The organism is Streptomyces sp. NPDC090798, from assembly GCF_044768965.1.
Taxonomy (GTDB): Bacteria; Actinomycetota; Actinomycetes; order Streptomycetales; family Streptomycetaceae; genus Streptomyces.
The window spans coordinates 209178-223101 of sequence record NZ_JBIVXA010000010.1 but is presented as its reverse complement, the minus strand read 5'-3'; the positions used below and the strand labels follow the sequence as shown (position 1 = coordinate 223101).

The 13924-nt window shown below is 70.8% G+C and carries 9 protein-coding genes and 1 tRNA gene; 3 read left to right on the top strand and 7 right to left on the bottom strand.

All coding sequences use genetic code 11. The features are described 5' to 3' along the window. Positions 1 to 17: 17 nt before the first annotated feature. Positions 18 to 1229, top strand: coding sequence for a TerD family protein (locus ACIQTP_RS23125; protein WP_403402755.1), 1212 nt, complete (start codon positions 18 to 20; stop codon positions 1227 to 1229). A 198-nt stretch (positions 1230 to 1427) separates the two neighbouring features. Here the strand turns inward: ACIQTP_RS23125 and ACIQTP_RS23120 are convergent, their stop codons facing one another. Next, complete coding sequence (locus ACIQTP_RS23120) at positions 1428 to 1994, bottom strand: TetR/AcrR family transcriptional regulator (RefSeq protein ID WP_402043143.1); 567 nt, start codon at positions 1992 to 1994, stop codon at positions 1428 to 1430. 137 nt (positions 1995 to 2131) lie between these two features. Between ACIQTP_RS23120 and ACIQTP_RS23115 the strand changes: the two genes are divergently transcribed. Beyond that, complete coding sequence (locus ACIQTP_RS23115; RefSeq protein WP_403402406.1) at positions 2132 to 3592, top strand: MFS transporter; 1461 nt, start codon at positions 2132 to 2134, stop codon at positions 3590 to 3592. Positions 3593 to 3605: 13 nt separating this feature from the next. Here ACIQTP_RS23115 and ACIQTP_RS23110 read toward each other — a convergent pair whose 3' ends face one another. The 6 genes from ACIQTP_RS23110 to ACIQTP_RS23085 form a co-directional block, all read right to left on the bottom strand. Continuing rightward, entirely contained in the window at positions 3606 to 4622 is a 1017-nt protein-coding gene (locus ACIQTP_RS23110) for a 1-aminocyclopropane-1-carboxylate deaminase (protein WP_403402404.1), read from the bottom strand. 13 nt (positions 4623 to 4635) lie between these two features. Continuing rightward, positions 4636 to 5286 carry a GntR family transcriptional regulator gene (locus ACIQTP_RS23105; protein WP_403402401.1) on the bottom strand — a complete coding sequence of 217 codons (651 nt, stop codon included), beginning with the start codon at positions 5284 to 5286 and terminating at the stop codon, positions 4636 to 4638. An 84-nt stretch (positions 5287 to 5370) separates the two neighbouring features. Further along, complete coding sequence (locus ACIQTP_RS23100; protein ID WP_403402399.1) at positions 5371 to 6951, bottom strand: TROVE domain-containing protein; 1581 nt, start codon at positions 6949 to 6951, stop codon at positions 5371 to 5373. Positions 6952 to 7319: 368 nt separating this feature from the next. Continuing rightward, positions 7320 to 7389: transfer RNA gene (locus tag ACIQTP_RS23095), tRNA-Ile, on the bottom strand. A 320-nt stretch (positions 7390 to 7709) separates the two neighbouring features. Next, positions 7710 to 9158, bottom strand: coding sequence for an alkaline phosphatase PhoX (locus ACIQTP_RS23090; RefSeq protein ID WP_403402397.1), 1449 nt, complete (start codon positions 9156 to 9158; stop codon positions 7710 to 7712). 752 nt (positions 9159 to 9910) lie between these two features. Then, on the bottom strand, positions 9911 to 11335 hold the full coding sequence (locus ACIQTP_RS23085; RefSeq protein WP_403402394.1) for a hypothetical protein: 1425 nt from the start codon (positions 11333 to 11335) through the stop codon (positions 9911 to 9913). Between the two features lie 751 nt (positions 11336 to 12086). Between ACIQTP_RS23085 and ACIQTP_RS23080 the strand changes: the two genes are divergently transcribed. Further along, positions 12087 to 13913 (top strand): endonuclease/exonuclease/phosphatase family protein, encoded by a 1827-nt coding sequence (locus tag ACIQTP_RS23080; RefSeq protein WP_403402391.1) that lies wholly within the window; start codon positions 12087 to 12089, stop codon positions 13911 to 13913. The last annotated feature ends 11 nt before the right edge of the window (positions 13914 to 13924 follow it).

Genomic DNA, 13924 nt, shown 5'->3' with positions numbered 1-13924 from the left:
CACCAGGCATGACAGCTATGACCCCCGGCTCGAACATCCCTCTCTCCGCCGCGCGCGTGACGGTGGACGTCGCCGCCCCGGTGCGGCTCGACGTATCGGGCCTGCTGCTCACCGCCGACGGCAAGGTGCGCTCCGACGACGACTTCATCTTCTACAACCAGCCGACGGGACCGGGCGTGACGTACCGTTCGGGCGGCGGTACGGCCCCCGACGCGATCACCGTCGACACCGGCGCCGTCCCCCCGGGCATCGAGAAGATCGTGGTCACCGCGAGCCCGGACGCCGCGGGCCAGACCTTCCAGGGCATCGAACCGACGGCCACGATCCGCGACGCGGACGACAACAGCGTCCTGGGCACGTTCACGCCCCCGCAACTCGGCACCGAGACGGCGCTGGTGGTCGTGGAGATCTATCTGCGCAACGGCGCCTGGAAGGCCCGCGCGGTCGGCCAGGGATACGCCAACGGCCTCGCGGGCATCGCCACGGACTTCGGCGTCTCGGTGGAGGAACCGGCCCCGGCGCCGGCCCCTGTCGCCGCGCCCGCCCCGCCGGTGCAGGCCCCGGTGGCACCTGCGGCCCCGCCGGTCGCGGTGACTCCCGCACCGCCCGCCGCACCCCCGGCCCCGCCCGCCGCACCGCCGATCGGCGCCGGAAAGATCAACCTCGACAAGGGCCGCGTCAGCCTCCAGAAGAACCAGACGGTGTCCCTGGTCAAGGGCGGCCGCCCGTTCCTCTCCCAGGTCAAGATGGGCCTCGGCTGGGAGCCCGCGTTCCGCGGCAAGGACATCGACCTGGACGCCTCGGTCATCGCCTACGGCCCGCAGCGCAACCACATCGACAGCTGCTACTTCGGCAAGCTGTCCATCCTGAACGGCGCGATCAAGCACTCCGGCGACAACCTCACGGGCGAGGGCGGCGGTGACGACGAGGTGATCGTGGTCGACCTCGGCCGCCTCCCCCAGGAGGCGACCGGCCTCGTCTTCACGGTCAACTCCTTCTCCGGCCAGAAGTTCACCGAGGTCGCCAAGGCGTACTGCCGCCTCCTGGACGCCTCGACCGGCGAGGAACTCGTCCGCTTCGACCTCACCGGCGCCGAGCCGCAGACGGGCGTGATGATGGCGAAACTGATCAAGCAGTTCTCCGGCGAGTGGGAGATGACGGCGATGGGCGACTTCGTGAAGTCGCGTACGGTCCGCGGCATGGTGAAGCCCGCGGCCCAGTCCCTCTGACCCGCGGCCGCCCACCCTCCGAAGGGGCCGTGGCGGTACGTCGCAAGCCCGTCGCTCACGTTCGGATCGAGCAGCGGCTCCCTTGCCCGGCCCACGTCCGATCCAGCGGCGACGGGCTCGACGTACCGGCACGGCCCCGCCCCACCACAGCCGGACGGCGCGGCACCAGACAACACACCGCCGGACAGCACCCCGCCGCTACGGCCGCAGCCCGTCCGTCAGCAGGGAGAGATACCGGCGGATCTGCTTGCCCTGGCCGTTCGCCAGCTCCGAGGCCGTGGAAACCCCGTGGGCCAGCCTCAGGACCTCGATCGGCTCGATGTCCTGCCGCAGGGTTCCCTCCCGCTGCGCCGCCTCGACCAGCCGCGCCGCCGCCCCCTTCATGGACGTGCCACAGGCCGTGAGCGCGGCCTTGCTGCCGTCCGTGACGGCCGAGCCCAACAAGGCCTTCATCCCGCGTACCTGGATCGTGCCGACGCACAGCTCGTAGAGCCACTCCGCCAGCGCCTCGCCCGGAGGCAGCTCCTTCGCGATCTCGTCGGCCCGCGCCCCGAGCGCCTCGATCCGGTCGACGTAAGCCGCCTCCAACAGCGCCTGCCGCGTGGGGAAGTGGCGGTACAGCGTGCCCGACCCGACGCCCGCCCGCTTGGCGATGTCGTCGAGCGACGCGCCTTCCCCGTGCTCGGCGAACGCCTCGGCCGCCACCTTCAGCAACCGCTCATAGTTGCGCCGAGCGTCCGCGCGCATGGGCTTGACCTGCGTCATTCAGATACTCCTTGCGAACCGGGGACCCTCTCCGTATCTTAGCGAGGGTTAAACGGAGACAGTCCCCGCTTATTTCGCGGGCAGTCCGTGCTGCCCGTGTGCACCTTCGTCCGGGGACACCAGACCGGGAGAACACCGTGTCCACCTCGTCTACCCCGTCCGCACCGTCCACCACCAGTACCACCACCGACGCTCTCTCCGCACCACCCCAACCCGCCAGGCTCGGCGCCGTCCTGTTCGTCATCGTCACCGCCTACCTGATGGTCGGCGTGGACTCCACCGTCGTCAATGTCGCACTGCCCGACATCCAGAAGAACCTGCACTTCAGCCCGACCGGCCTGTCCTGGGTGCTCAACGCGTACACCCTCACCTTCGGCGGCCTGCTCCTCCTCGGCGGCCGGGTCGGCGACATCGCGGGCCGCCGCCGCACCCTGACCATCGGCGTCCTGCTCTTCGCCGGCTCCTCCCTGCTCGGCGGTCTCGCCACCGAAAGCGCCTGGCTGCTCACCGCCCGCGCCCTCCAGGGCGTCGGCGCCGCCCTCACCGCGCCCAGCACCCTCGCGCTGATCACCACGAACTTCCCCGACGGCCCGCGCCGCCACCACGCCCTGGGCATCTACGCGTCGATGGCGGGCATCGGCGCCTCCATCGGCCTGGTCCTCGGCGGCATGCTCACCTCCTGGGCGTCCTGGCGCTGGGCCCTGCTGATCAACGTACCGATCGGCATCGCGGTCGCCGTCGCCCTGCCCCGCTTCGTCACCGAGACCCCGCGCCACGCGGGCCGGTTCGACGCGGCGGGGGCACTCGCCGGCACGGCCGGGATGACCTCGCTGGTGTACGCGTTCATCCGGGTCTCGGAGGAGGGCTGGACCGACACCCAGGCGCTGCTGGGCTTCAGCTCGGCGGCGGCCCTGCTGGTGGGCTTCACGTTGATCGAGTCCCGCGCGGACCAGCCGATCATGCCGCTGCACCTGTTCGCGAACCGCAACCGCGCGGGCGGCTACGCGGGCGTACTGCTGCTGCCCGCGGGCATGTTCGGCGCGTTCTACTTCCTCACCCTGATCTGCCAGCAGGTCCTGGGGTACAGCCCGCTCCGCGCGGGATTCGCCTTCCTGCCCATGACCCTGGCGATGTTCACGGTCGTACGTTTCGTGCCCCGGCTGCTCGCGCGGCTCGGCGCCAAGCCGGTGCTTCTCACCGGTATGGCCCTGCTCGTCGTCGCGGCCGCGTGGCTGTGGCGGCTGCGACCCGACGACGGCTACCTCACCGGCCTGTTCGGCCCGCTGGTGCTGATGGGCGTGGGCGTCGGCCTGAGTTTCATGCCGCTCAACGCGACGATCCTCGCGGGCATCGAGCCACGGGAGGCGGGCGCCGCCTCCGGCCTGCTGCAGACCCTGCAGTGGCTCGGCGGCACCCTCGGCCTCTCCATCCTGGTCACCGTCTTCGGCACGGCGGCCCGGCACGCGCACGGCTCCCCGTCCGAGGTCCTCACCGAGGGTGCGGCCCGCGCGTTCGGCATCGGCTCACTGATCGCGCTGACCGCCCTGCTGGTGTCGGCGTTCGTGATCACCGACACCAGGCCGAAGCACACCACCTGAAGAAACCCACCACCTAGAACAACGCGCTGTACGCGTTCAGCGCCGGCTGTCCGCCCAGGTGGGCATAGAGCACGGTGGACTCCCGCCCGATCTCTCCCCGCGCCACCAGATCCACCATCCCGGCCATCGACTTGCCCTCGTAGACGGGGTCGGTGACCATCCCCTCGGTGCGCGCCACGAGCCGCATCGCCTCCAGCGTGGCCTCGTCCGGAATCCCGTACGTGCCCGCGTGGTACCGCTCGTCCAGCTCGACGTCCGCCTCCGTCAACTCCTTCCGTACGCCGATGAGCTGCCCGGTGCCGTGTGCGATCCGCGCGATCTGCTCCCGGGTGCGGGCGGGCGCCGCCGACGCGTCGATCCCGAGGACGCGCCGCGACCGCCCGCCCGCCTCCTCCAGGGCCGCGAACCCGGCGACCATGCCCGCCTGGGTCGACCCGGTCACCGAGCACACCACGACGGTGTCGAAGAAGACGCCCGACTCCGCCTCCTGCTCGGCCACTTCATAGGCCCACCCGGCGAAACCCAGGCCCCCCAGCGGATGGTCCGACGCCCCCGCCGGAATGGCGTACGGCTTGCCGCCGCCCTCCTCGACCTCCCGCAGCGCCTGCTCCCAGCTCTCCTTGAAACCGATCCCGAACCCGGCCCGCACGAGTCGTACGTCGGCCCCGGCGAGGCGGCTGATGAGGATGTTGCCGACCTTGTCGTACACGGAGTCGGGCCACTCCACCCAACTCTCCTGCACAAGCACGCACTTGAGTCCGGCGCGGGCGGCGACGGCCGCGACCTGGCGGGTGTGGTTGGACTGCACACCACCGATCGAGACGAGGGTGTCGCAGCCCTGGGCGAGCGCGTCGGCGACGAGGTACTCCAGCTTGCGGGTCTTGTTCCCGCCGTACGCGACACCGGAGTTGCAGTCCTCCCGCTTGGCCCAGAGCGAGGCTCCACCGAGGTGCTTCGTCAGCCGCTCCAGCGGATGCACGGGCGAGGGCCCGAAGAGCAGGGGGTAACGCTCGTACGAGGAAAGGGACATGGGTCCTCCCGCATCAGGGTTCGACATCGGCCAGGTCTTCGAGCGCGCCCCAGATCTCCGCGGTGACGCGGACGGCGGCGGCCACGTCCCGTTCGGCACAGGCGTAGATCAGCTCGTCGTGCAGGCCCGCCGAACGGCAGTTGCCGCCCTCACCGAAGCGGCGCCGTTCCAAACGGCGGATCAGCGGGGTGTAGCGGGCGACGGTGGCGGCGGCGGCACGATTGCCGCTCACCCGCACCAGTACGCCGTGCAACTCGTCGTCGGCCATCAGGGCGGCGTCCACGTCACCGGCGCGAACAGCGTCCGCGAAGCGCACGTTGGCCTCGCGCATGACCTCGATGTGCGGCGCTTCGAGCCGGGGCACCGCCGTGCGCGCGGCCAGCCCGTGCATGGCCCCGACCACGGCCGCCGCGTCCCTTACATCAGCGGTCACCAGGGGAGTCACCCGCGTGTAGCTCTGCGGCTTGGACTCCAGCAGCCCCTCGTCGACCAGCCGGGAGAAGGCCTCGCGCACCGGCGCCCGCGACAGCCCGAGCAGCTCGGCGAGCCCGGCGTCGCGCACCACCGCGCCCGGTGCGAGCTCACCGGCCACGATGGCGTCCCGTATCGCTTCGTACGCGCGGTCCCTCAGCAGGGTCCGGCGCACGGGTCGTATCGCCTCCATGAACTGAAATGTTAGATATCAGTTACTGTTCCGCACAAGAGTGCGGCCCGTACCGAAGTACGGGCCGCACTCACGCGCGATCGGCTATCCGGCCCACGGCCAGTCGGCGTCCCGCGCCGACTCCAGCAGGGGAACCATCCGGAACGCCGCGTCGGAAAGGCCCCCGAAGGTGTGCCTGTTCGCCTTCCCGGAGGGGCCGTGGCCCGCCCGGTAACCGGCCAGGTTCCAGGTGTAGACCGGGACGTGCGCCGGGACCTGCTCGGTCGGGTCGCCGTAGTGGCTGTAGGTGGCCTGCTCGTCGGTGACGATGAGCACCCGGTCGTGCTTCCTGTAGTGCGCGCGCACCGCCTCGCTCGTGTTGGTGCCGCCGAGGTCTCCGAAGCGCTCCAGCACCTTCAGTACCGACTCGCCCCTCTTGAACTCCACCCGGTTGCTGCTGGTGCCGAACTCGACGAGATCCGCGTCCGCCGCCCGCAGCGCGAGCGCCGTGCCGAAGATCGCCGCCGCGTCGGCCCGGTTGAGCTCCGAGCGCTCCGACAGCCGCGAGTAGAACATCGAGCCGGAGCGGTCGACCAGCACGAGAGTGCGTCCGGGCAACGCGGGCACGTTCACCAGCGAGTGGCCGAGCGCCTGCTCCAGCGGGTACGACCAGCGCAGCGAGGGCGCGTGCTGGTACGCGGCGAGGTAGCGGAAGGGGAACTGCCGCGAGCGCGCCACCTCCGCCGGGTCACTGATCCTGGCGGCGACCTGAGCCGCCACCTCGTCACTGACCCCCGCCTCGTCGAAGTTCCGCAGATTCCGTGCGAGCGCCATCACGCCCATGGACGGGATGACGGCCTCCCAGGCCGCCTTGTCCATCGGGCCCTGAAGCCAGCCGGCCAGTGCCTCCCAGGTCATCCCCGCGTCCGCGAGGCGCCGCGCGCCGTGCGCGCCGGTCACGACCTTGCGCCGCTTGGCGGGCCGCAGCGCCATCAGGTCGCGGTGGGCCATCACGACGGGCAGCGACTTGGGCACCACGGCCGTGTCCGGGTGGTGCCGCCGGTCGAGGGCGTACTGGAACAGGTCGCCCTGCCACGGCTTCGCCGGATCGGGCGCAGCGTGCACCAGGTTGAGGACGTCACCGAAGCGGTAGCCCTTGCCCGCCGTGTCGTACTTCAGCAGCGACTTCTCGCCGTAGAGCCGGCGTACGGCGTCGGCGATGCCCCGCTTGACGGGCTTGGGCACGTTGCGGCCGTACCGGGAGGTCCAGTAGGCGAGCAGCTCGCCGGGCTCGTCCGGGCGGCGCAGCACGGAGGCGATGACCTGGCGGTTGGCCGGGCCGTCGGTCGCGCCCGCGTCGAGGCGTGCCTTCACGTACTCGGCGGCGCCGACGAGCGAGGCCGTCCGCAGGTTGCCCTCGCCGCGCAGCCAGCCGAGCAGGGCGGCCGTCCACGAGGGGTCGGCGACGGCGAGCTCGCGCACGAGCGCGGCGAACCGGTCGTCGCGGTCGGTACGCGTCTCGTAGAACGTGTCCGCGAGGAAGTGCGCTACCGCCAGCAGGAAGAGCTCGGAGCGCGCGTCGCGCTCCTGTCCGCGGCCGCCCTGGTGGGTGCGCAGCACGCGGCCGGTGGACGTCACGCGAGAGGTCGGCTGTGCCTTCGCCGCACGGGTGTTGAAGCGTGCCATGGTGAATTCCCCCGAATTCATGAGTATTTCGGAGGGAGGCACAGCAAATGGAGAGTGTCCGAGATCAGGAGTCGGCGACGGTTCCTATTCACCCGGCGCGTCTACCAGTTCCGCCACATCGACCCGGAGTCGATGACGGGATTCGAACCCGCAACATACCGTGTCCCGAAGTATCCGCTGCCTGCGCACCGGGCACCCACCATGAGCTGCGCCTCCCGAGGTCAAGTCGGCGGCGGCGTGGATTCTTTGAAAGAGAAGTAGCCGCAGCCCGCGCACCGGGAGGTGCATGAAGTTGTGGTGTCCAGAGTTCAAGGCCGGCGGAACCGACGTAGGTGCTCTAACCCCTGAGCTACACCGGCGCGTTGTGCCGGTGGCGGGACTCGAACCCGCGGCCGCCCCATTATCAGTGGAAGTAGGTCCTGCCTTCGCACCTGGACATGCATCACTTTAAGTGGGCGGCCGCGAGCCGGGCGAGCGAATTTATCTCCGGCGCATTCGGCAGGAGTTCAACCGCTTCTGCCGCTTCCGGGGCCCCTAGGCCCTGTCGTCAAATTCCCTCCCCCAGCCTTCGGCCGGGGAGGTGCCCCCAGCCCCGCGACGCCATGCACGCACTCTCGCTGCCCTCTCAGCAGGACCAAGGCTTGGCGTAGCCGCCAGTCCGGGCTGCCGTCCTCCCTGGTTCCGCTGAGGGCGCCGCTCCACCGATCCGCAACGGAGGCACGGAGTGGGCGCTCCACGCCGCACAATGACGCGCCGTTCTATCGCTTCTGCCGCTTCCAGGGCCCTGTGATGGCGAGCATGATGCCCGGTTCCTGGATGTTGGCGAAGAGGGTCCTGCCGTCGGGCGAGAAGGTGACGCCGGTGAACTCGCTGTAGGCCGGCTCGGCTTCGGTCCCGATGTTCAGTTCGTTGCGGGCGATCGGGTAGGTACGCCCGCTGTCGGTGGCACCGAAGAGGTGCTGGACGCCCTCGCCGTCCTCGGCGATGACGAGGCCGCCGTAGGGCGAGACGGTGATGTTGTCGGGGCCGTCGAAGGCGCCGTCCTTGGACGGGTCGGGGTTCACGCCGAGCAGGACCTTGAGGGTCAGGGTGCGGCGCTTGGGGTCGTAGAACCAGACGGCGCCGTCGTGCTGGACGGGGCTCTCCTCGCGGGCGTACGAGGAGACGATGTACGTGCCGCCGTCGCCCCACCACATGCCTTCGAGCTTGCGGGCGCGGGTGACCTGGCCGTCGGTGAACTGCTTGCGGACGGAGACGGTCTTCGCGTCACGGTCCGGGACGTCGACCCAGTCCACGCCGTACACCGTGCCGGTCTTGGTGGCGCGGGAGAGGTCGTCGATGAACCGGCCGCCGGAGTCGAAGCACTTGAAGGCCTGGAGGGCGCCGGCGTCGTCGGCGAGGGTGGCGAGCTGTCCGTGGCCGTGTTCGAAGCCCTGCGGGGGCGTCCAGCGGTAGAGGAGGCCGTTGGGGCCCGAGGCGTCCTCGGTGAGGTAGAGGCGGCCACGCTTGGGGTCGACGACGACGGCCTCGTGGGCGTACCGGCCGAGTGCCTTGATCGGCTTGGGGTTCCGGTTGCGGCGGCGGTCGACGGGGTCGACCTCGAAGACGTAGCCGTGGTCCTTGGTCATGCCGTTCTGGCCGGCCTTGTCCTCGGTCTCCTCGCAGGTGAGCCAGGTGCCCCAGGGGGTGTTGCCGCCCGCACAGTTGGTGGAGGTGCCCGCGACGCCGACCCACTCGGCGACCTTGTCATGGCGCACCTCGACGACCGTGCAGCCGCCGGACGCGGCCGGGTCGTAGACCAGGCCCTCGGTGAGCGGCACCGGGTACTTCCAGCTGGCGCGGGGGCCCTTGAGCTCGTGGTTGTTGACAAGGAGGGTGGCGCCGCGCGGCCCGTCGAAGGTGGAGGTGCCGTCGTGGTTGGACGGCGTGAACTCACCCGAGTCCAGCTTGGTACGGCCGCTGTAGGTGATGACGCGGTAGGAGAATCCGGCAGGCAGCGCGAGCAGGCCCCTCGGGTCGGGGACCAGCGGTCCGTAGCCGACTCCGCCGTGCCGGTCCGTCGGCTTGCCGTCCTCCCCCACGCTCTCGGTGTCGGTGGACGCGAGGGCGTTCGGAGCGGTGGCGAGGGCGCCGACACTGCCGGTCAGGACGATACCGGCGCCGGTCAGCGCGGATCGACCGGCGAAGTCCCTGCGGGTGAGCGACATGGGTGTCTCCCGTGACGGTGGAGGATGACCGTGGAGGGTGGCCGAGGGCATTGCGGCCACACCGTCCCGCCCACGCCTGAACGACAGTTGAACACCGGGCGACTTCACCGCACTCGGTTCCATGAATCCGTAAGGACTCGGCCACAGCCACCAAAAGTCCTCCGGACCGGGGAACGGGCGAAGCCCTCCGGGAACGGGAACGAGCGCCACTGCCGAGGCCGGGGGACGAGGGAAGCCCCCCAGGCCGAGGAACGCGCGCCCCTCCCGGGACCGAGGGACCGGGAACGGGCGAAGACCTCCGGGACCGGGGGACGGGGAACGGGGAACGGGCAAAGCCTTCCGGGACCGAGGGACGGGGAACGGGCAAAGCCTTCCGGGACCGAGGAACGGGCGCCCCCTCGGGACCGGGGAACGAGCGACACCCCGCCGGGGCGAGGAATGGGCGAAGCCCCCCACGGCCGGAGAAGCGCCCCTCCCGGGGCCGGGATCGGACGAAGCCCCCCAAGGCCATCGAACGGGCGCCCCCCACCAGGGCCGAGGAATAGGCGACACCCCACCGGGGCCGGGGAGGCGTCCCTCCCGGGGCTGGAGAACGGGTGGAGCCCACCGGGTCGAGGAATGCGTGAAGCCCGCCCGGGGTCGAGGAACGAGCCCCCCGGAGCCGGGGCATGGGCGAAGCCCACCGGGGCCGAGGAACGGGCGCCCCTCGGGGCCGGGGGCAAGGGAAGCCCCTGCGACCGGCTCCGGCCCGCTCAACCCCCTTGCTGCGAGCGCGCCTTGAACGCGGCCTTGCGGGCCTCCTTGGCGACCTTCTTGTCGGGGTGGAGGCGGCCCATCGCCTCCAGGACGTCCGGGGTGGCCGGGTGGTCGACGCGCCAGGCCGTGGCGAAGAAGCCGCCGTGCTGCTGGGCGAGGCCCTCGACCAGTCCCTGCAGCTCGGCGGAGTTGCCCTCGGCAGCGAGCTGCGCGGCGATCGTGTCGATGGTGAGCCAGAAGATCATCGCCTCGGACGGCGGAGGCACGTCGGGGGCGCCGTGTTCGGAGAGCCAGACCCGGGCGAGTCCGCCCAGTTCGGCGTCGTCGAGGACCTCGCGCAGCGCGGGCTCGGCCTCCAGCCCGACGAGCGAGAGCGCCTGCTGACAGCGCAGCCGCCGCAGCGGCGCCCCGGCATCGCCGCCGCGCGCCGCGGCGAGCAACTCTCGTGCGGCGGGCAGGGGTTCACGCCGGGCGAGCCACTGCTCGGTCTCGGCCCGGGCGGCGGTCGGCGGGAAGGTTGCGGTGCCGTCCAGCAGCGCGTCCGCGCCCTTGTCCGCGAGGTCGCCCACCGCGGGGGCGGTGAGGCCGGACTCCAGCAGCCGCGCCCGCAGCCCGTACAGGCCGAGCGGTGTCAGCCGTACCATCCCGTACCGCGACACGTCGTCGTCGGCTGCGGCCGAGGACTCCTCGTCACTGTCCGCCATCAGAGTCTCGTCGACCGGCTGGAAGTCGACGAGGCCGACGGGTTCGAGGAGCCGGAACTGGTCGTCGAGCCGCATCATCGCGTCCGACACCTGCTCCAGTACGTCGTTGGTGGGCTCCCCCATGTCGTCGGGCACGATCATGGACGCGGCGAGGGCCGGCAGCGGTACCGGACCTTCGCCCGCCCCGCCCTCGCTCACGGTCAGCAGGTACAGATTGCCGAGCACTCCGTCCAGGAACTCGGCCTCGGCCTCGGGGTCCCAGTCCAGCGAGGACAGGTCGACCTCCCCGCCGCCGTCCATCGCGTCGACGAGCTCGTCGAGGTCGGGCACGCTCGCGTCGGCCAGTACGGTCTCCAGGGCGGTGAGCCACACCCCGAGGACGTCCTGCGGCGCTCCGGAGGTGAGCAGCGCGAGGTCCGCGCCCGCGGCGACCGTGCCCTCCTCCTCGTCCACGATCTCGACGAGCCCGGTGTCGACGGCCACCCGCCAGGCCTCGCCGGCCGTCGCCGCCGCGTCGTCGCCGGTGAGCCCGAGCGCGTCGGCCGCGCCGGGCAGCTCTTCCTCGACGAGTTCGCCCCCGGCACCGACCCGCGTGTCCGGGCCGGCCCAGCGGGCCAGCCGTGCGGCGCGGGAGAGCAGCGGCGTGGCGAGCGCGTCCCGCGCCAGCTCCGCTTCGGAAATCAGCCGCACCGGCGGCAAGGGGGAGCTCTCTGACATCGGCTGGGTTCTCCTCCGAACAATCAGGACCCGAACAGCGGGATCGAACGGCCCGAACGAGCGGAACCGGGCGACCCGACCGGCGGGACCGACCAAGCATGACAAGCGGGAAACGCAGTACAAGCAGAACAAGCATGACGAGCGGAACAAGCGTGACACTCACCGGGGTCCGGCAGCACACCTGCCGGGGCCCGACAGCAGACCCCCGGACCCGGCGGATCACCCACCGAGCGGCGGATCACCCCACCAAGACCCGACGGCACACCCCGAACCCGGCGAGACACCCACCAGGGCCCGGCGACGCGTCGCCCAGCCCCGGCAAGGACTCCCACCAGGACCCGGCAGCGCATCCGCCTGCCCCAGCAGTACGTCCACCGAGTCCGGCGGCGTCCACCCGGCCCGGCGGGCCGCCCACCGAGTCCGTAAGGACATCGTCCCGCAGGACATCCGGCGCGCCCCCGTGGACCGCCCCCGGACCCGAGGGTCCGGACGCCACACGGAAAGCCGCGTCGACGGCTCAGCCTAGACGGATTTCCACCCATGCCGCCCGGTTCATGTCCCTGTCAGGAGTTGTACATCACTCCATCCTTGACAACTCCCCATCCCACACACGAGATTGACGCGCGTAGAAGTTCAAAGGGGCACCCGTCTCACCAGCTTCTACGCGCGTCACCGGCCCGCACACAGGTCGCGCTCCCCCCACACGCTCCACCCTCGTCCCGGCGTTCATGTAGTCCCCGGAGGGATTCCCTTGCCGAGCAAGAGAACCGCGCGCATCGGCGCGCTGACCGTAGCCGCGGTCTGTTCCACCGTCTCCGCCGTGGTGCTGACCGCACCCGCCCACGCGGACACCGTCCACATCCACGACATCCAGGGCACCACCCGGACGTCCCCCTACGCGGGCCAGAAGGTCACGGACGTGGCGGGCATCGTCACGGCCCTGCGGACCTACGGTTCGTCCCGGGGTTTCTGGATCCAGGACCCGAACCCGGACAACAACCCGGCCACCAGTGAGGGCGTCTTCGTCTTCACCAGCTCCGCCCCCAAGGTCGCCGTCGGCGACTCGGTCACCGTCACCGGCACCGTCTCGGAGTACGTGCCCGGCGGCGTCTCCACCGGCAACCAGTCGGTGACGGAGATCACCAAGCCGACGATCACGGTGCTGTCGTCCGGCAACGCGGTCCCCGCGCCCACGGTCATCAACAGCCGTTCCGTGCCGTCCGCCTACGCCCCCGCCGGTGACACGGCCGCGAGCGGCTCGATCAACGCGCTCACCCTGGAGCCGACGAAGTACGCCCTGGACTACTACGAGTCCCTCGAGGGCATGAACGTCCAGGTCGCCGACACCCGCGTGGTCACCGCCACGGACCCGTACAGCGAGCTGTGGGTCACGGTGAAGCCGCACGAGAACGCCACCCGCCGCGGCGGCACGATCTACGGCGCGTACACCTCGCAGAACACCGGACGCCTGCAGATCCAGTCCCTCGGCGCGACCGCCGACTTCCCCGTCGCGAACGTCGGCGACAAGCTCGCCGGCACCACCGCGGGCCCGCTCGACTACAACCAGTTCGGCGGCTACACGCTCGTCGCGAGCCAGTTGGGCACCCTGGAGAAGGGCGACCTGAAGCGCGAGACGACCCGCAAGCAGTCGCGGAGCGAGCTGGCCGTGGCGACGTACAACGTCCAGAACCTGGACCCGGGTGACGGCACGTTCGCCGCCCACGCGGCCGCGATCGTGAACAACCTCCAGTCGCCCGACATCGTGTCCCTGGAGGAGATCCAGGACAACAACGGCGCCACGGACGACGGCACGGTCGCCGCCGACCAGACGGTGAACAAGCTGATCGACGCGATCGTCGCGGCGGGCGGCCCGAAGTACGACTGGCGTTCCATAGACCCGGTCAACGACAAGGACGGCGGCGAGCCCGGCGGCAACATCCGCCAGGTCTTCCTCTTCAACCCGGAGCGGGTCTCCTTCACCGACCGCGCGGGCGGCGACTCGACGACCGCCGTCGGTGTCACCAACGTGCACGGCAAGGCCCAGCTGACGGCCTCCCCCGGCCGCATCGACCCGGCCAACACGGCCTGGACGTCCAGCCGCAAGCCGCTGGCCGGCGAGTTCGTCTTCCGTGGCAAGACGGTCTTCGTGATCGCCAACCACCTCAACTCCAAGGGCGGTGACCAGGGGCTGACCGCGCAGTACCAGCCCCCGGCCCGCAGCTCGGAGACCCAGCGTCATCTGCAGGCGACGGCGGTGAACTCCTTCGTCAACGAGATCCTCAAGGCGCAGAAGAACGCCGACGTGCTCGCCCTCGGCGACATGAACGACTTCGAGTTCTCGGACACCACCAAGATCCTCGAGGGTGACGGCGAGCTCTGGTCGGCGATCAAGTCGCTGCCGAAGAGCGAGCGTTACACGTACGACTACCAGGGCAACCAGCAGGTCCTCGACCAGATCCTGGTCAGCCCGTCGATTCGCAAGGACTGCGACTTCGACTACGACAGCGTGCACATCAACTCGGAGTTCTCCGACCAGATCAGCGACCACGACCCGCAGGTACTGCGGTTCCGGCCGTAGGCCTGTAGGGG

What these genes read in the sequence shown, in the direction of transcription:
- ACIQTP_RS23125 (WP_403402755.1), top strand. Translation starts at nt 18, where the DNA reads ATGACCCCCGGCTCGAACATCCCTCTCTCCGCCGCGCGCGTGACGGTG.
- ACIQTP_RS23120 (WP_402043143.1), bottom strand. Translation starts at nt 1,994, where the DNA reads ATGACGCAGGTCAAGCCCATGCGCGCGGACGCTCGGCGCAACTATGAG.
- ACIQTP_RS23110 (WP_403402404.1), bottom strand. Translation starts at nt 4,622, where the DNA reads ATGTCCCTTTCCTCGTACGAGCGTTACCCCCTGCTCTTCGGGCCCTCG.
- ACIQTP_RS23105 (WP_403402401.1), bottom strand. Translation starts at nt 5,286, where the DNA reads ATGGAGGCGATACGACCCGTGCGCCGGACCCTGCTGAGGGACCGCGCG.
- ACIQTP_RS23100 (WP_403402399.1), bottom strand. Translation starts at nt 6,951, where the DNA reads ATGGCACGCTTCAACACCCGTGCGGCGAAGGCACAGCCGACCTCTCGC.
- ACIQTP_RS23090 (WP_403402397.1), bottom strand. Translation starts at nt 9,158, where the DNA reads ATGTCGCTCACCCGCAGGGACTTCGCCGGTCGATCCGCGCTGACCGGC.
- ACIQTP_RS23085 (WP_403402394.1), bottom strand. Translation starts at nt 11,335, where the DNA reads ATGTCAGAGAGCTCCCCCTTGCCGCCGGTGCGGCTGATTTCCGAAGCG.